A 17,011-nucleotide genomic window follows, 5' to 3' on the forward strand; every position below is an offset into this window, starting at 1 on the left:
GTTGTTACTTGACAGTGGAGTTATTGACCGGCAACGAAGCGATTGCCCGGGGCGCCTGGGAGAACGGCGTCACCGTGGGGGTAGGTTATCCGGGCACGCCCAGCACGGAGATTCTGGAAAATTTCGCCCGTTACGAAGGCATCCACGCCGAATGGGCGCCCAATGAGAAGGTGGCCCTGGAGGTGGGTATCGGCGCTTCGCTGGCCGGCGCCCGGGTGCTGGTGGCCATGAAGCACGTGGGCGTGAATGTCGCCGCCGACCCGCTGATGACCGCCGCCTACACCGGGGTGAACGGCGGGCTGGTGCTGGTTTCCGCCGACGATCCGGGCATGCACAGCTCGCAAAACGAACAGGACAACCGGTTTTTCGCCCGCTTTGCCCGCATCCCCATGCTGGAGCCGGCGGACAGTGCCGAAGCGCGGGACATGGCCGGACTGGCCCTGGAAATCAGCGAACAATTCGACCTGCCGGTGATGCTGCGCACCACCACCCGGGTGGCTCATTCCTGGAGCTTTGTGCAGCTGCGTGAGCGTGTGCCGGCAGTGTTGAAGGAATACCGCAAGGATCCGCAAAAATGGCTGATGGTGCCGGCATACGGCCGCCTGCGACGCCGGGCGCTGCAGGAGCGGCTGGAAAAAATGCAGGCCTACGCGGAAAACACGCCGGTCAACCGCATTCTGCCGGGCAATGGCGATGTGGGTGTAATTACCAGCGGGATCAGTTACCAGTATGTGCAAGAAGTGCTGCCCGGCGCTCCGGTGCTCAAGCTGGGCCTCACCTTCCCCCTGCCGGCCGGCCTGATCCGCCGCTTTGCCGCCGGGGTGAAAAGAATTTTGGTGGTGGAAGAACTGGATCCTTATCTGGAGGAATATATCCGCGGCCTGGGCCTGTCCGTGGCGGGCAAGGAGTTTTTCCCGGCCAGCGGCGAATTCAATCCCGCCTTGGTGCGCCGCGGTTTTGCCGCCGCCGGTGTGATTGCCCCGGCGGCACCGGTCACACAGACCGCCGGGGCGCCGGAAGAGGCGCTGCCCGCCGCCCCCGGCCGGCCGCCGGTGCTCTGTCCGGGCTGTCCCCACCGGGGCGTGTTTTATACCCTGCACAAGTTGAAACTGCTGGTTACCGGCGATATCGGCTGCTATACCCTGGGCGGGCTGCCGCCGTTAGCCGGCATGGACAGTTGCGTGTGTATGGGTGCATCCATCGGCATGGCCCACGGGGCGGAAATGGCCGATGAACAGCGCCGCGGGCGGACGGTGGCCGTGATCGGCGATTCCACCTTCCTGCATTCGGGGATCACCGGCCTGTTGAATATGGTTTACAATGGCGGCAACGGCGTGGTGCTCATCCTGGACAACCGCACCACGGCCATGACCGGCCATCAGGACCACCCGGCCACCGGCAAAAACCTGATGGGGCAGCCGGCTCCGGCGGTAGATCTTGAGATGCTGGTGCGCGCTTTGGGGGTGGGCCGGGTGGCGGTGGTGGATCCGCTGGATCTGGCCGCGGTGACGGAAACCATCAATACGGAACTGGCTGCGGCCGGCCCGTCGGTGATTATCGCCCGCCGCCCCTGCGCGCTGTTGAAGAAAGAGAGCCGTCCGCCGGTGCAGGTGGATACGGCGGTGTGCACCGGCTGCAAGAGCTGCCTGCAGTTGAGCTGTCCGGCCATCGCGGTGGCTGGAAAGACGGCGGCGGTGGATCCGGTCGCCTGTACCGGTTGCGGTCTCTGTGTGCAGGTGTGCAAGTTCGGCGCTTTGAAGACGCGTCCGGAAGGAGGAGAGGCTGATGCCTGAAGCCCTGGCGAAAGAAACGGTCCTTGCACCGGTGGACATTTTACTGGTCGGCGTGGGCGGCCAGGGCACCATCCTGGCCACCAAAGTGCTGGCCCGCGCCGCCCGGGCGGCCGGCTACGACATCAAGGTTTCTGAAATTCACGGTATGGCCCAGCGGGGGGGCAGTGTGGTCACCCAGGTACGCCTCGGGGAAAAGGTCCATTCCCCCCTGGTGGAGGCGGCCGATGTCATTGTCGCCTTCGAACAGCTGGAAGGCCTGCGCTGGCTGTCCGGCTTGAAACCGGGCGGCGTCATGATTGTAAACAGCCAGATCATTTTCCCCGTGCCCGTGCTGGCCGGGGCGGCGCAGTACCCGGCGGACATACCGGACCTGCTCGCCCGCCGCGCGCCGGGCACGGTGGTGCTGGACGCACTGCAGACAGCGCTGCAGTGCGGCAACGCCAAAGCGGCTAACGTGGTGCTGCTGGGCGCCCTGGCGCGGCGCCTGCCCATCCCGGCGGAACTCTGGGCGGACGCCCTGGCCGCCGTGGTGCCGGCACGCTTCCTGGCGGTGAACCGGGCGGCCTTTCAAGCGGGATATAATAAATAACCTTCCGGCGGGTGAGGTCTGTTCCGGCCGGTATTCCCGGGCTTTTTTACCATATCCACATCACTTGACAGGAAGGATATGGTACTTTGTTTTTGCGCAGAATATTTTTCCTTGAACGTGATTCCCCCTTTTGGTTGCGGTGAAAAAAGGATATAATATTTAAAATTTGGTTAAGACGCAACCACCAACCCGATCACGGAAAGGATGATGGTATTGCGCAAAGAGGTTCTGGTGACCGTGCGGGGTACGCAGACCAACGACCTGGGGGAACGGGAAACCATCGAGCTGATTACCAAAGCCAACTACTACCAGAAAAACAGCTCTTACTACATCATTTATAACGAGTCCGAAATATCCGGCATGGAAGGGACAACCACCTCCCTCAAGGCCGAGCCCAGCCGGGTAACGCTGAACCGTATGGGCACCGCCGAAGTCAAGCAGGTTTTCGAGGAGGGCATCCATAACGAGGGCAACTACGTCACGCCTTACGGCGCCATGTGGATCCGCGTGCTGCCCTGGAAAGTGGAGGTTGACTTGACAGAAATGGGTGGCAGTATTAACCTGGAATATGAGCTGGAGTTGTGCCGCCAGAAAATCGGCTACAACGAACTTTCCATCACTGTACAGGAGGTCTAGGAATCTTTGATGAGCGGAATAGTGGAAACGGCGCGGGAGCAACTGGCCCGCGCCCTGCGTGAGGCGGTGGCCGCCGCCGGGCGCCGGGGGGCGTTGCCGGTGGTGGAACCGCCGGACTTTGTGGTGGAAGTGCCCCGCGAAAAGGAACACGGCGATTTTGCCACCAACCTGGCCATGTTGCTGGCCCGGCCGGCGCGCACCGCTCCCCGCAAAATCGCCGGGGCGTTATGTGACAACATCAATTTGACCGGGCTGCCGGTGCAGCGGGTGGAAATCGCCGGCCCCGGCTTTATTAATTTTTACCTTCAACCGGACTGGGTGCTGGCCGCGCTGCCGGAAATAGAGGCGGCCGGCGATGATTACGGCCGGGTGGACCAGGGCCGGGGCAGCCGCGTGCAGGTGGAATTCGTCAGCGCCAACCCGACCGGTCTTTTGCACATGGGCAATGCCCGGGGAGCCGCCCTGGGGGACAGCATCGCCGCCATCCTGGACTTTGCCGGGTATCACGTCTCCCGGGAATATTATATCAACGATGCCGGCAACCAGATCGAAAATTTCGGCCTGTCCCTGGAGGCGCGCTACTTCCAGCTGTTTGGCCGGGCCGGGGAGGTGCCCGAACAGGGCTACCACGGGGAGGACATTGTGGACACGGTGCGCGGTTTTATCCGGCGGCACGGTGAGCGTTACCTGCACACCGGTCCGGATGAGCGCCGCCGTGCCCTGGTGGAGTACGCCCTGGCCGAAAAATTGACCGCCATCAAAACAGCCCTGGCCGCTTTCGGTGTGCGTTACGACGTCTGGTTTTCCGAGCAAAGCCTGCATGATTCCGGAGCGATCCGGGATACCCTGCGCCAGCTGGAAGAGCGGGGCTATGTTTATTCCAGTGAAGGGGCGTTGTGGTTTAAAGCGCGGGAGTTCGGGGTGGAAAAAGACGAGGTGCTGGTGCGCGCCAGCGGCATTCCCACTTACTACGCCGCTGACATCGCTTATCACCGGGACAAGTTCCGCCGCGGATTCGGCCGGGTGATCAATATCTGGGGGGCGGACCATCACGGGCATGTGCCCCGCATGAAGGCGGCCGTGGCCGCCCTGGGCTACGACCCGGACGCGCTGGAAATAATCATTATGCAGCTGGTACGCCTTTACCGGGGCGGTGAGATAGTGCGCATGAGCAAGCGCTCCGGCCAGTTTGTCACTCTGGAGGAACTGGTGGAGGAAGTGGGCAGGGATGCCGCCCGCTACTTCTTTGTCATGCGCAGCGCCGACAGCCACCTGGACTTCGATCTGGACCTGGCCCGCGCGCAGTCCAATGACAATCCGGTCTATTACGTTCAGTACGCCCACGCCCGGATCTGCAGCATTTTCCGCCAGTTGGCCGCCCGGGGCATGACTGTGCCGGAGGCCGGCAAGGTGGATTTGTCCCGCTTGAAAGAAGAGGCCGAACTGGCCCTGGCCCGCAAGCTGGCCGATTTTCCCGGGGAAATCGACGCCGCCGCCCGCGACCTGGCCCCCCACCGCCTGGCCCGTTACGTCCATGAACTGGCCGGCCTGCTGCACAGTTTCTACAACGCCTACCGTGTGATTACGGATGATGCGGCGCTGACCGAAGCCCGGCTGGTGCTGGTGGGCGCCACCCGCACCGTGCTGGCCAACGGTTTGCGCCTTTTGGGGCTGTCCGCACCGGAGCAGATGTGAAGGCGGTTGCCGGTTGCCTGTTGACACGCCCCCGGGCGACGGCTAGAATAGGAGAGGCATGATTTAATCCGGTAATTTTTATGTAATAATTGGGAGGCTGACATGGCCAAGTTTGTTTTTGTCACCGGCGGAGTGGTCTCATCATTGGGTAAGGGCATTACAGCCGCCTCTTTGGGCCGCCTGCTGAAAAGCCGCGGCCTGCAGGTAGCCATTCAAAAACTGGATCCCTACATCAACATCGACCCCGGCACCATGAGCCCCTACCAGCACGGGGAAGTATTCGTCACCGACGATGGTGCGGAAACCGACCTGGATTTGGGGCACTACGAGCGTTTCATCGACAGCAACCTCAGCCGCAGCAGCAACGTGACCACCGGCGGCATCTACTGGTCGGTGATCAGCAAGGAGCGGCGCGGCGATTATCTGGGCGCCACCGTGCAGGTGATTCCCCACATCACCAACGAGATCAAGGAACGGGTGCTGCGCGTGGCCCATGAGTCCAGCGTGGATGTGGTGATTACGGAAATCGGCGGCACAGTGGGCGATATCGAATCACTGCCCTTTCTGGAAGCCATCCGCCAGTTGCGTACCGATCTGGGCAAAGAAAACGTCCTTTACATTCACGTCACGCTGGTGCCCTATTTGAAAGTGGCCAATGAACTGAAAACCAAGCCCACCCAGCACAGCGTCAAGGAACTGCGCAGCATCGGCATCCAGCCCGATGTGATCGTCTGCCGTACCGAACGGCCGCTTTCCCGTGACATGGTCGATAAACTGGCCCTGTTTTGCGACATTGATCAAAATGCGGTGATCCAGGCGGTGGACGCCGGCTCGATTTACGAGGTGCCCTTGATGATGGAAAAGGAGGGTCTGGGCGAAATTGTGGTCCGCCGGCTCGGGCTGGCCTGCCGGGAACCGGATCTGGCCGAGTGGGAGCACCTGGTCGGCCGGATGAAACAACTGCGCCGCCTGACCACCATCGGCCTGGTGGGCAAGTATGTCTCCCTGCCCGACGCTTACTTCAGTGTGGCCGAGGCGTTGCGTCACGCCGGCCTTTTTCATGGCGCGGCGGTGGATATCCGCTGGATTAACTCCGAGGAACTGGAACAGGCGGATGATGCAAACCGTTATTTGCACGATGTGGACGGCGTGCTGGTGCCCGGCGGTTTCGGCGACCGGGGCATCGAGGGGAAAATCAACGCCATTCAGTTTGCCCGGGAAAAACAGGTTCCCTTCCTGGGCATTTGTCTGGGCATGCAGTTGGCAGTGGTGGAGTTTTCCCGCCACGTATTGAAATGGGAAGACGCCAACAGCTCGGAATTCAACCAGAATACCACCCGCGCGGTGATCGATCTGCTGCCCGAACAAAAGGAACTGGACCGGATGGGCGGCACCATGCGTCTGGGACGCTATCCATGCCGCCTGCTCCCCGGTACCCTGGCCCACCGGGCCTATGGCGAAGAAATGATTTATGAGCGCCACCGGCACCGGTATGAACTGAACAACATCTACCGGGAGGACCTGGCCCGGCGGGGACTGGTGTTCAGCGGCACACTGCCGGATGGCTATCTGGTGGAAATCGTGGAGCTGCCCGGACACCCCTGGTTTTTGGGCACTCAGTTCCATCCCGAATTCAAATCCCGGCCGAACCGGCCTCATCCCCTGTTCCGTGATTTCATCGGGGCGGCACTGGAGTTCAGGGAAAAACATTGACCGGTCCCGTATGGCCGGTACACCGCAGGCAAAGAATAGGACTAAAAGATAATGAGGTGTTGGTCCTTGAGGCAAAGAACGATTGCAGCGGTGGTGGTGGGCGTGGTGCTGCTTTCCGTGGTGATTGGGGCGGCGGCCACCCTGTCCGCCGGCCGTAACCCGGTTGGCGGGCAGGGTGGCGGCGGGACGGTGGCGGTAATTCCGGTCAGCGGCATGATTGTCAGCGGCCGGGGCGTGCCGGGCCTGTTCGGCGGCAGCCAGGCCGGTTCCGATGAGATCACCGCCCGCCTGCGCCAGGCGGCGCGGGATCCCGGCGTGAAGGCGGTGGTGTTGCGTCTGAACAGCCCCGGCGGCACGGCGGCCGGGGCGCAGGAGATTGCCGCGGCGGTGGACCGGGTGCGCAAAGCCGGCAAGAAAGTGGTGGCCTCCATGGGAGACACGGCCGCTTCCGGCGCTTACTGGGTTGCCTGCCGGGCCGACAAGATTGTGGCCGAACCGGGCACGCTCACCGGCAGCATCGGCGTAATCATGCAGACGCAGGATTTACAGGGATTGTACCATAAACTGGGCATCGCCACCGAAACCTTCAAAAGCGGCCCTTACAAGGACATGGGTGCGCCCAACCGTCCCGTCACCCCGGCCGAACGGGATATTTTCCAGGGTATGGTCAACGACATTTACGACCAGTTTGTACATACCGTGGCCGACGGACGGAAAATGAACCCGGACCGGGTAAAACAACTGGCTACCGGCCGGGTCTACACCGGGCGGCAGGCACTGCAGCTGGGACTGGTCGATCAGTTGGGCAGTTTTCAGGACGCGTTGGATCTGGCCGGCCGGCTGTCCGGACTGGGGCCGGAACCGCGGGTTACCGACCTGGGGCCGCGCGGCTTCTGGCAGGACATCATGGGCGGCGCCGGTTCCCTGGCCGGGCTGGCGGCGCCGGCAACGGCGGGGCGGGCTTTTTACCCGGCCGTCTGGTTGCTTGTTCCGGCCGGCCCGCTGCCGGAAGGTGTTTTGAGCACGGCCGGAACCCAGTAAAAAAGCAGGAGGTGGCAACCCGCGCTGGCCTTGGTGGAAGCCGTCCCGGGGATGGTCGTCCGGGTTTATAAGCCAGCAGGGTGGGGCATGGAAAACCAGTCGCTTGATTTTGCCGGCGAAAAGGACGCGGCCGATCACGGGACACAGGATAGTTACCCGCACCATGACCAGTCCGGCGCCGGCCGTCCGGATGGGGTGCCGGAACCACCCGGTCCGGGCCGTACCGGTTTCCTGGAACTGGTCTACGGAGTGCTGTTCGATCCGGCAAGCACTTTCCGCCGGGTTGCCGCCGGCCCGCCGTTGGGTACGGCCGTGCTTGTTTTTACCCTGGTCAATCTGATCAGCGCCTTGATGAGCGCCCTGCTCGCCCACCGTCTGGCCTACCGGGGCCCGAACGGCATGCACATGGCCTGGCTGATGCAGGCCGCGACCCCGGTGCTGGCCGCAACCGGCCTGGTGCTGCAGTATGTCAAGTGGTATGTATTCAGCGCTCTGATCCATCTCACCGCCGGCCTCACCGGCGGGCGCGGCCGGGCCGCCGGCACGCTGACGGTGGTGGCGCTGTCCGTTCTGCCTTCGATCATCCTGGTGCCCGTGGATTTGATCCTGCTCCTGGCCGGTCTGCACGGTCCGGCCGTCACCGTGGTGATGATCCTGCTCGGGCTGCTGATCCTGGTTTGGAGCGTCGTGCTGGTTGTGCTCGGCCTGCGGGAAGTGCACGCCATCTCCACCGGTCAGTCCCTGATTGCGGTGTTGCTCCCGCCGCTGGTGCTGCTGGTAATCCTGTTTGTTTTGCTCCTGCTTGCGGCAGCCGGTGTTGCTTCGCTGATGCCTTTGGCGGTACCGCGCTACTGAAAAATTTCGTTTAAAACAGCAGGGATTTCCCCCTTGGTGACGAATGAAAATCTTTGCCGGTATTTTCTGGTTATGCCGGGCACGTCCAATGGGGAAAGGGGGAATAGCTTTGTCTGAAATTGTGTATGACCTGCTGGTGGTGGATGATCAGGCTGGGGTGCGCAGGCTGCTTTACGAGGCGTTTTCCGACGACGGCCTGCAGGTGGCCATGGCGTCGTCGGGCGCCGAAGCGGTGCAGAAAGTAAGCGCCAGCCGTGTGTCGCTGGTCCTGCTGGATATGAAAATGCCCGGAATGAACGGGCTGGAGACGCTGCAGGAGTTGCGCAAAGTGGATGCCGGGCTGCCGGTGGTCATGATGACTGCTTATGGTGAACTGGATCTGATGGCGGAAGCACGGAAGCTGGGCATACGTCATTATGTGACCAAACCCTTTGATCTCCAGGAAGTACGTTACCTGGTCAAGGCGCTGCTGGTGGAATCCCGCCCGCGTGACAAGTATGTGGTGGAAACCGGCTGACAGGCTGACGGGCCGGCCCTTTTAAAGTATTTATCCTGTGCAACCGGGAGGAGGTCCTTGCCAGTTGCTTATTAATACTGAAATCACACTGGCCATGCGTTGCCCGGTCTGCGGTAAGCTGGGCAACCACCCTGTGCCGCGATTTGCCTTTTCCGGCGGCCGGCCGTTTACCGTCAACTGTTCCTGCGGCGCCCTCAAGCTGGCGGTGGCCGTGCCGAAAAAGGGTCGGTATTGCCTGCAGGTGCCCTGCGTGGTTTGCGGCGAGATTCATCCGCTCCATGTACCGGGACGGCACTTGTGGTCCGGCCGCTTGATCGAGCTGTTTTGCACGCAAACCGGTATTGAACTGGGCTGGCTCGGCTCTACGGACCGGGTGCGTCAAGTCACCCATGACCGGAAAGAGGACTTGAGCAGTCTGATCAACGAATTTGCCACTGCGGATTATTTTCATAACAACAGTGTGATGTGTGCGATTTTAAAACGGCTGCACATCCTCGGTGAGCAGGGGGAGGTATACTGCCGCTGCGGCAACGGGCAGATTGAGGTGGATATCTTTCCCGACCGGCTGGAACTCCATTGCGCCGACTGCGAAGATGTGCGGATTATCTATGCGGAAACCGAGGCGGACTGCGAAGCGGTTAAAAACTTGAACAGCATCGTCTTGAACGGCCGCCTGCACGGCAACGGCGCGGGCATGGACGGCAAGGTACAGCTTCTTCCCCGTCACAGCCACCGGTAAGACATTATCCGCGGCAGGTGCAGATTAAAGCGCCAGTTTTGTAAAAATCGAAAAAACCGGCATAATATAAAGGACTTTTGCCAGGCGAGGAGGAATGCAAGATGTCATTTGTACCGGTCAGTGCGCTGCTGCGGGATGCCGAAAACGAAGGATATGCCGTCGGCGCCTTCAACTGCAACAATATGGAGATTGTGCAGGCTATTGTGGCGGCCGCCGAGGCGGAAAACGCCCCGGTAATCATGCAGGCCAGCCAGGGGGCGATCAAGTACGCCGGCATTGATTATATTGTGGCTATGGCGCGGGTGGCCGCCGCCGGGGCCAAAGTGCCGGTGGCCCTGCACCTGGATCACGGCACCAGTTTTGAGCAGGTTATTCGCTGTGTGCGTGCCGGTTTCAGTTCAGTGATGTTTGACGGTTCCAAGCTGCCTACGGAACAGAATATCGCCATTACCCGGCAGGTGGTGGCGGTGTCCCGGCCGGTAGGCATTTCCGTGGAGGCGGAACTGGGGAAAATCGGCGGCACCGAGGACGAAATCGTGGTGACCGACCGGGAGGCGCTGTTCACCGATCCGGAAGAGGCGCGTTATTTTGTGGAACAGACCGGGGTGGACTCCCTGGCCGTGGCCATCGGCACCGCCCACGGCCGTTATAAAGGGGAGCCGCAGCTTGACTTCGAGCGGCTGAGCAAGATCAAGTCCCTGGTCACGGTGCCCATTGTACTGCACGGTTCCTCCGGCGTACCGGCCGAAGCGCTGCGGGAGGCCATCCGGCGGGGCGTGCGCAAAATAAACATTGACACCAACATCCGGGAGGCCTTTGTGGGTACGGTCAGGCAGGTGCTGGACGGGCACCCGGATGAGATCGACCCGCGCAAGGTGCTCGGCCCGGCGCGCGAGGCGGCGGTGGAAATAATCCGGGAAAAGATGCGTATCTTCGGTTGTGCGGGCAAGGCCCGGCAGTAGCACGGCGCAGCTGATCAAACAACGCCGTTTGGATTAAAAAATTTAACGGTTATCCGGAGGAACAAAATGGAACTGTTTTTAGACACAGCCAATGTAGAAGAAATCAAAAACGCCTATGCCCTCGGGGTGATCAGCGGAGTGACCACCAATCCCTCCCTGATTGCCCGGGAAGGCCGCGATTTTGCGCAGGTGGTGCGTGAAATCACCGCCATTGTGGACGGGCCGATCAGCGCCGAGGCGGTGAGCCTCCAGGCACCGGATATGATTGCCGAGGCGCGTGAACTGGCGGCCATCCACCCGAACGTGGTGGTGAAAATCCCCATGACCGCTGAAGGGTTGAAGGCCGTCAAGGAACTTGCGGCCGCCGGCATCAAGACCAACGTGACCCTGGTTTTTTCCGCCAACCAGGCCTTGCTGGCCGCCCTGGCCGGGGCCACTTTCGTCAGTCCCTTCGTCGGCCGGCTGGACGACATTGGACACGACGGCATGGCGCTGGTGGCGGAGATTATGGAAATTTACGCCAGCTACGGCTTCGACACCCGGGTGATTGCGGCCAGCATCCGCCATCCGCTGCATGTGATTGCGGCGGCCAAAGCCGGTGCCGATATCGCCACCGTACCTTACCAGGTTTTGATGCAGATGCTCAAGCACCCCCTGACGGACCTGGGGATAGAGAAGTTCCTGGCCGACTGGGCTAAAGTGGCAGCGCAAAAACAAGCCTAGCACCCCGGCCGCTCTCCGGATGGTGCCGCCCGCACCGTCCGGAAAAGAAACACGGCGCGGTACGGGCGGACCGGCCGGCGGTGTGAGCAGCCCGGAATTTGTGCTTTAGTTCCCGTCCTCCGGATGGTATAATATAAACAGGAATTTGTTCGACCGTATGGAGGAAATTTGGATAAATTAAAGCGGTACCTGAAAGAAAAGTGCACCAGAATCATGGAACTGTCCGACGCCCCGTATAAAATCGCCCACGGGGTGGCCCTGGGCACAGCGTTGGATTTTCTGCCCATTCCCATAGTCAGTATTCCCATTGCCTACCTGCTGGCGCGGCTGATCCGCGTCAACAGCATAGCGGCGGCGTTGTCGGCCATCTTTTTCAAATGGGCGGTGCCTTTGTTTTACGGTCTTAATTACATGGTGGGGCGTGCCGTGATTGGCGACATTCCCGCCGCCGCCATCCACTCTTTGCCGGATGAATCCCTGCTGACCGGTTTGAAGTACATCGGTTATCCATTTATCCTCGGGGCCGTCATCAACGCCGCCCTGGCCTGGGCGATTGTCTATTTCCCCCTGCGCCGGCTGCTTGAACAGCGCCGGAAAGCACGCGGTTACCGTTAGACGTCCGTCAACCTGCGACTCCGCCGGAATATGCGGCGGGGCGCCCGGTATTTGCCGTTACGTCCATTCTTTTGCTCCTGTCGACCGGACCGGCAGGTCCGGTGATGCTTTGTTCAAACTTGCCCCGCGCGTACCCTCTGGCGTAACCACGGCCGTTAACCCGGACAGATGATGCTTTTCCCTCCCCGGAAACTTTTTCTCAATCCAATTGCCCGGCAATTTTTTATACCGCCGTGGCGAAAATCCCCCGGAAAGGAACGGATGCTTTTGAATTATGCCGATTTAGAAGGTAAAACGCTGCAGGAATTGTATAAAACGGCCCGGGAAATGCAGTTGACCGGGTATTCCCGCCTGCGCAAGAAAGAGCTGATTTTCGAGATTATCAAGGCACAGACGGAAAAAAACGGGCTGCTTTATGCGCAGGGCGTGCTGGACATACTGCCGGACGGTTATGGATTTCTGCGCCCTTTCCAGTACCTGCCCAGCAACGACGATATTTATGTTTCAGCCTCGCAGATCCGCCGCTTCGACCTGCGCACCGGCGACCTGGTGGCCGGGCAGGTGCGCGGCCCCAAGGACAACGAGCGTTATTTCGCCCTGCTGCGGGTGGAGCAGGTCAACGGCGTGGATCCGGAAGTGGCCTCGGAGCGGTTGCATTTCGACGGACTGACCCCCCTCTACCCGCTGGAACGCATCCGCCTGGAAACCGCCCCCGACCGCCTGTCCACCCGCGTCATCGACTTGATCGCCCCCCTGGGCAAAGGCCAGCGCGGCCTGATTGTGGCTCCGCCCAAGGCCGGCAAAACCATTTTACTCAAGGAAATAGCCAACAGCATCACCCGCAACCATCCGGAAATACACGTCATGGTGCTGCTGATCGATGAACGGCCGGAGGAAGTGACCGACATTGAACGTTCGGTGGACGGCGAGGTGGTCAGTTCCACTTTTGACGAGCCGCCCGAAAGCCACGTCAAGGTGGCCGAAATGGTGCTGGAGCGGGCCAAACGACTGGTGGAACACAAACAGGACGTGATCATCCTGCTGGACAGCATCACCCGTTTGGCCCGGGCGCACAACCTGGTCATCCCCCCCAGCGGGCGCACCCTCTCCGGCGGCGTCGACCCGGCCGCGCTGCATAAACCGAAGCGCTTCTTCGGCGCCGCCCGCAACCTGGAGGAGGGCGGCAGCCTGACCATTCTGGCCACGGCGCTGGTGGAAACGGGCAGCCGGATGGACGACGTAATTTTCGAGGAATTCAAGGGCACCGGTAATATGGAACTGATCCTGGACCGCCGCCTGGCCGAGCGCCGCCTGTTCCCCGCCATTGATGTGCAGCGTTCCGGCACCCGCAAGGAGGAACTGCTGCTGTCCAAAGAGGAACTGGAGTGGATCTGGCTTTTCCGCAAGGCCATCGTGGGCATGGCTCCCTGGGAGGCCATGGAAATGCTGATGGACCGGATCAAAAAAGCCAAAACCAATGAAGAAGTGCTGCGCATGTACCGGGCCGCGCGCAAGCCCGGTCCCCAGGTTACTCCCGGCCGTCCTCCCGATATCCGCCGGGACATCTCCCAGTAACTCCACCGGTCCGCTTCACGCATTCAAAGAAAATCATGATTTTCTCTTTTTCCGGGCGCGGGCCGTTACCGCCCGGCTTCCGTCAACGATCCGCCGGATGATGTATGAAAACCATCCCCGCTGGAAATAATATTTGTAAAGCTACCCGCATCCCGCCCCGCAACCGGCGGCGGAAAAAGCGGGGTGGCGGCGCCCGCCAACGCGCAGGCCGGTCCGGACCGGAAACGCTGCGGGAAGCCGCAGATTGGCGAGGGATGGAACGTGAACGGATTAACTAAAAGGATTTGTACCGGGATGTTGACCGCGGCTCTGGCCGGCAGCCTGCTGCTGCCGGGCTTGCCGGTGCTGGCGGCCCCGGACGAGGCCGTGCTGACGGACGCCCCGTATTACAACCAGCCGCTGGCTGTTGCGCCTCAACCGGCTCCCGGCGCGGCGGCGCTATATACTGTGCGTACCGGCGATACCTTGAGCGCCGTAGCCGGCCGTTTCGGCCTGACTGTAGACGCCCTGTGCCGGGCCAACGGCCTGTCCGGAGGCGATCTGATCCTGACCGGGCAGGTATTGACCATTCCGGGCGGGATGACCCGTCACCGGGTGGCGGACGGGGAAACACTGACCGGTATCGCCCGGCGTTTCGGCGTGGACACGCAGGAACTGGCGCGGGTGAACAACCTGACCGGTGCCGGCCGGCTGGCGGCCGGGCGGGAAATGATCATTCCCGTCCCAAACCAGGCTGCAGCGCCGGCCGCGTCCCGGCACAAGCCGGCCGGCTGGGACATGCTGCCGGGCTGGAACGCCGTGGCCGCCCTGCCCTTGCATGAACTGGCCCGGCCGGTGGCGGGACGGGTGAGCTCACCCTTCGGCATGCGCGCGGATCGCCCCCACGAAGGGGTGGATATCGCCGCTGATGAAGGCGCACCGATCCGGGCCGTCAAGGCCGGACGGGTGATCTTTGCCGGTCCGCGGGGCACCTATGGCAACGCGGTAATCATCGACCACGGCAACGGTTTGCAGACCCTGTATGCCCACGCCCGCCAGGTGCTGGTGCAGCCGGGACAGGCAGTGAATGCCGGGGATGTGATTGCCCTGGTGGGCAGCACCGGCCGTTCCACCGGCCCCCACCTGCACATGGAAGTGCTGCTCAACGGTGTGCGCTACGACCCGCTGCTCTGCCTGCAGCCCGCATACGCCTAAGGAAACGAAAGTCCGCTGTGCCGGTGGATCATCCCCCGGCACAGCGGACTTTTTGTTGCCGGACCGGTTGACATCATTTTTTCAGCTGGTTATACTCATGGTATGAATGGGGGTTGAGAAACAGCTAAAGAAACCATAGAAATATATGACCCCTTATGATATAATATTTCCATGAAGCTAAGTGAATGGGCGAAGATAACGGAATCACATATAGAACCGCCTGGAAATGGTTCAAGGCCGGGAAGTTGCCCGTCCCTGCGGAACAAACGCCGGCAGGGACGATTCTGGTCAAAGAAGGGCGCGAACCACCATAAAAACTGCTGTTTCCATGCCGGAGGCGTTATTTAAAAAAGCAGAAGAAATGGCAAACAGGCTTGAAATTTCCTGCAGCCCGCTTTTTACTCTTGCCCTGGAAAACTTTATCCGTCAGTATGAAAATAAGCAGTTATTGGAAAGGATCAACGCTGTTTACAGTGACGCACCCGATTCCGGTGAAAGTCAATACCGCAAGCTAATGAAAGACTATTACCGGCGTGCCCTGGAGGGAGAATAGTGATTAATCAGGGTGACGTTTTCTGGATTGATCTTGGTGCACCGTCCGGATCCGGGCCCGGGTACAGGCATCCCCATGTTGTGGTGCAAAACAACCTCTTTAATCACAGCCGGATTAATACGGTGGTGGTTTATGCCTTGACATCCAACCTCAGGCGGGCCAATGTACCGGGGAATGTGTTGCTTGATCCCGGTGAGGCCAATTTGCCAAAGGCAAGCGTTGTTATTGTGACACAAATTCACACGGTGGACAAGCAGGATCTGCTGGATAAGGCGGGTACCATTTCCGGCCGGCGGGTACAAGAAATTCTGGCCGGGATTGAGTTGGTGCTAGAACCACGGACAACCGGAGTTAAAGATTAGAGGTGAACTACTTGTACCGCCTGGTTTACGCCGGTGCCGGCGGGCGTTTTTTTGATCATCCTGATTTGCTGGCCGCCGGCCGCACGGGGGACCGCTTTGTGGAGATGACGGCGGCGGAAATGATCCCCCTGCCGCCGGGGGCCTCGCTGGTCTTGATCCCCGGCGGCAGCCCGGTGGGGCTGCGCCGGCGGGGAGGTTTCACGCTGCTGGAAAGGATGCCCGCTGCCGTGCCGGCGGCACGGGAAATGCCGGGAAAAGAAAGGCGGCACCGGAATGTGGTGCCGGAAGCGGGCCGGCCGGGCCGGTTGCCGGGGACGGGCGGGGAACCGGTTTTCGCCGTGGGAGCCCTGCTGCCCCAGGGCTACACCCGTACACTGCTGCCGGCCTACCGCCGCCCGGCCGGGGAAAAGCCGCTGCCCCTGTTCGGCTACGCGGCCGTGGCCTGGCGGCAGGGCCGGTTGTGGACGGCCGCCAGGCGCACCGACGACCCGGAGCGCTGGGACCCCCGGCATTACAACACGCCGGAACTGTCCGGCCTGGTGGCGCGGCGGCTGCAGGACGACCCGGACAACCGCATCCTGGCCCGGTTGGCGCGGTGCGCTCTGGAATACTCCTGTTTCACCGCCCAGAACATCTTCTACCGCCGCTGGGAAGGGGGCGTGCCCGTTTCCCCGGCCTGCAACGCCCGCTGCCTGGGCTGCATATCCAGACAGCCGGCGGAATGCTGTCCCTCTCCCCAGGGCCGGATCGATTTCAAGCCGGACGCGGCGGAGGTGGCCGCGCTGCTCACCACCCACCTGGAACGGGCGCCGGGGGCCATCATCAGCTTCGGCCAGGGCTGTGAGGGGGAACCGTCCCTGGCCGCGGACACCATTGCGGCGGCCGTTGAAATGGCCAGGCGGCGCACCGCCCGGGGCACGCTCAACATGAACAGCAACGCCGGAGACATCGCGGCAATGGAAAAGATCTACGCCGCCGGCCTGGACGCGCTGCGGGTGAGCCTGATCAGCGCCCGGGCGGACATCTACCAGGCCTACCACCGGCCGCGGGGATTCACTCCGGACGATGTGCGCCGCTCCATCCGGGCGGCCCGCCGGGCCGGGGTTTTTGTCTCACTGAACCTGCTCGTCATGCCCGGACTCACCGACCGGGCGGACGAACTGGCCGCCCTGGAAGAACTGATCCGGGAAACGGGCGTGCAGATGGTGCAATTGCGCAACCTGAACATCGATCCGGATTTTTTGTGGCCGCAACTGCCGGCGCCGGCGGGAGAAATTCTGGGTGTGCCGGAAATGATCCGGCGGTTGAAAAAAACTCCCGGCCTGCTGGTGGGCAGCTTCAGCCGGGAAGTGCATCAAACGTAACCGGCGGGCCCGGCCGGGAGTTGTTTTAAAGCCAGCCGGGGTTTATGTTGTTGTCATCCCGCCGCCCGCGTTCCGCCCGTCATTT

At 61.6% G+C, this 17,011-nt stretch carries 17 protein-coding genes; all 17 read left to right on the forward strand.

What is annotated here, in order from left to right; all coding sequences use genetic code 11:
* Positions 1 to 8: 8 nt before the first annotated feature.
* The 17 genes from iorA (at position 9) to A6M21_RS15715 (ending at position 16,926) form a co-directional block, all read left to right on the forward strand.
* Complete coding sequence (gene iorA, locus A6M21_RS15635; protein WP_066670818.1) at positions 9 to 1,793, forward strand: indolepyruvate ferredoxin oxidoreductase subunit alpha; 1,785 nt, start codon at positions 9 to 11, stop codon at positions 1,791 to 1,793.
* The gene (locus A6M21_RS15640; RefSeq protein ID WP_066670821.1) at positions 1,786 to 2,382 is read left to right on the forward strand and encodes an indolepyruvate oxidoreductase subunit beta; all 597 of its coding nucleotides are present in this window, start codon (positions 1,786 to 1,788) and stop codon (positions 2,380 to 2,382) included. The genes iorA and A6M21_RS15640 overlap by 8 nt, the downstream gene beginning before the upstream one ends.
* Positions 2,383 to 2,589: 207 nt before the next feature.
* Positions 2,590 to 3,018, forward strand: a complete 429-nt coding sequence (locus A6M21_RS15645; protein WP_242868879.1) for a YwiB family protein — start codon at positions 2,590 to 2,592, stop codon at positions 3,016 to 3,018.
* A gap of 9 nt (positions 3,019 to 3,027) precedes the next feature.
* Entirely contained in the window at positions 3,028 to 4,713 is a 1,686-nt protein-coding gene (gene argS, locus A6M21_RS15650) for an arginine--tRNA ligase (RefSeq protein WP_066670830.1), read from the forward strand.
* A 102-nt stretch (positions 4,714 to 4,815) separates the two neighbouring features.
* Positions 4,816 to 6,426, forward strand: a complete 1,611-nt coding sequence (gene pyrG, locus A6M21_RS15655; protein WP_066670833.1) for a CTP synthase — start codon at positions 4,816 to 4,818, stop codon at positions 6,424 to 6,426.
* Between the two features lie 66 nt (positions 6,427 to 6,492).
* Positions 6,493 to 7,467 (forward strand): signal peptide peptidase SppA, encoded by a 975-nt coding sequence (gene sppA / locus A6M21_RS15660; protein ID WP_066670836.1) that lies wholly within the window; start codon positions 6,493 to 6,495, stop codon positions 7,465 to 7,467.
* Between the two features lie 87 nt (positions 7,468 to 7,554).
* The gene (locus A6M21_RS15665) at positions 7,555 to 8,322 is read left to right on the forward strand and encodes a Yip1 family protein (protein WP_066670839.1); all 768 of its coding nucleotides are present in this window, start codon (positions 7,555 to 7,557) and stop codon (positions 8,320 to 8,322) included.
* 109 nt (positions 8,323 to 8,431) lie between these two features.
* The gene (locus tag A6M21_RS15670; protein WP_066670843.1) at positions 8,432 to 8,839 is read left to right on the forward strand and encodes a response regulator; all 408 of its coding nucleotides are present in this window, start codon (positions 8,432 to 8,434) and stop codon (positions 8,837 to 8,839) included.
* 64 nt (positions 8,840 to 8,903) lie between these two features.
* Positions 8,904 to 9,578: a hypothetical protein gene (locus A6M21_RS15675; RefSeq protein WP_066670844.1), complete on the forward strand. Its 675-nt coding sequence runs from the start codon at positions 8,904 to 8,906 to the stop codon at positions 9,576 to 9,578.
* Between the two features lie 101 nt (positions 9,579 to 9,679).
* Positions 9,680 to 10,540 (forward strand): class II fructose-1,6-bisphosphate aldolase, encoded by an 861-nt coding sequence (locus A6M21_RS15680; protein ID WP_066670849.1) that lies wholly within the window; start codon positions 9,680 to 9,682, stop codon positions 10,538 to 10,540.
* A 66-nt stretch (positions 10,541 to 10,606) separates the two neighbouring features.
* Complete coding sequence (gene fsa, locus A6M21_RS15685) at positions 10,607 to 11,263, forward strand: fructose-6-phosphate aldolase (protein WP_066670850.1); 657 nt, start codon at positions 10,607 to 10,609, stop codon at positions 11,261 to 11,263.
* Positions 11,264 to 11,431: 168 nt separating this feature from the next.
* Complete coding sequence (locus tag A6M21_RS15690; protein WP_066670852.1) at positions 11,432 to 11,878, forward strand: DUF2062 domain-containing protein; 447 nt, start codon at positions 11,432 to 11,434, stop codon at positions 11,876 to 11,878.
* Positions 11,879 to 12,139: 261 nt separating this feature from the next.
* A complete protein-coding gene (rho, locus tag A6M21_RS15695) occupies positions 12,140 to 13,453 on the forward strand; it encodes a transcription termination factor Rho (protein ID WP_066671061.1) in 1,314 nt (437 codons plus the stop codon).
* 294 nt (positions 13,454 to 13,747) lie between these two features.
* Positions 13,748 to 14,647, forward strand: a complete 900-nt coding sequence (locus A6M21_RS15700; protein WP_066671064.1) for a peptidoglycan DD-metalloendopeptidase family protein — start codon at positions 13,748 to 13,750, stop codon at positions 14,645 to 14,647.
* A 361-nt stretch (positions 14,648 to 15,008) separates the two neighbouring features.
* Positions 15,009 to 15,200 (forward strand): hypothetical protein, encoded by a 192-nt coding sequence (locus A6M21_RS15705; RefSeq protein WP_151191983.1) that lies wholly within the window; start codon positions 15,009 to 15,011, stop codon positions 15,198 to 15,200.
* The gene (locus tag A6M21_RS15710) at positions 15,200 to 15,562 is read left to right on the forward strand and encodes a type II toxin-antitoxin system PemK/MazF family toxin (protein WP_201721917.1); all 363 of its coding nucleotides are present in this window, start codon (positions 15,200 to 15,202) and stop codon (positions 15,560 to 15,562) included. The genes A6M21_RS15705 and A6M21_RS15710 overlap by 1 nt, the downstream gene beginning before the upstream one ends.
* A 2-nt stretch (positions 15,563 to 15,564) precedes the next feature.
* Complete coding sequence (locus A6M21_RS15715) at positions 15,565 to 16,926, forward strand: radical SAM family protein (RefSeq protein WP_242868880.1); 1,362 nt, start codon at positions 15,565 to 15,567, stop codon at positions 16,924 to 16,926.
* The last annotated feature ends 85 nt before the right edge of the window (positions 16,927 to 17,011 follow it).

The organism is Desulfotomaculum copahuensis (genome assembly GCF_001655685.1).
Lineage (GTDB): Bacteria > Bacillota > Desulfotomaculia > Desulfotomaculales > Desulfovirgulaceae > Desulfotomaculum_G > Desulfotomaculum_G copahuensis.

What these genes read in the sequence shown, in the direction of transcription:
- argS (WP_066670830.1), top strand. Translation starts at nt 3,028, where the DNA reads ATGAGCGGAATAGTGGAAACGGCGCGGGAGCAACTGGCCCGCGCCCTG.
- fsa (WP_066670850.1), top strand. Translation starts at nt 10,607, where the DNA reads ATGGAACTGTTTTTAGACACAGCCAATGTAGAAGAAATCAAAAACGCC.
- A6M21_RS15640 (WP_066670821.1), top strand. Translation starts at nt 1,786, where the DNA reads ATGCCTGAAGCCCTGGCGAAAGAAACGGTCCTTGCACCGGTGGACATT.
- rho (WP_066671061.1), top strand. Translation starts at nt 12,140, where the DNA reads ATGCTTTTGAATTATGCCGATTTAGAAGGTAAAACGCTGCAGGAATTG.
- A6M21_RS15700 (WP_066671064.1), top strand. Translation starts at nt 13,748, where the DNA reads ATGTTGACCGCGGCTCTGGCCGGCAGCCTGCTGCTGCCGGGCTTGCCG.
- A6M21_RS15645 (WP_242868879.1), top strand. Translation starts at nt 2,590, where the DNA reads ATGGTATTGCGCAAAGAGGTTCTGGTGACCGTGCGGGGTACGCAGACC.
- A6M21_RS15665 (WP_066670839.1), top strand. Translation starts at nt 7,555, where the DNA reads ATGGAAAACCAGTCGCTTGATTTTGCCGGCGAAAAGGACGCGGCCGAT.
- A6M21_RS15680 (WP_066670849.1), top strand. Translation starts at nt 9,680, where the DNA reads ATGTCATTTGTACCGGTCAGTGCGCTGCTGCGGGATGCCGAAAACGAA.
- A6M21_RS15705 (WP_151191983.1), top strand. Translation starts at nt 15,009, where the DNA reads ATGGCAAACAGGCTTGAAATTTCCTGCAGCCCGCTTTTTACTCTTGCC.
- pyrG (WP_066670833.1), top strand. Translation starts at nt 4,816, where the DNA reads ATGGCCAAGTTTGTTTTTGTCACCGGCGGAGTGGTCTCATCATTGGGT.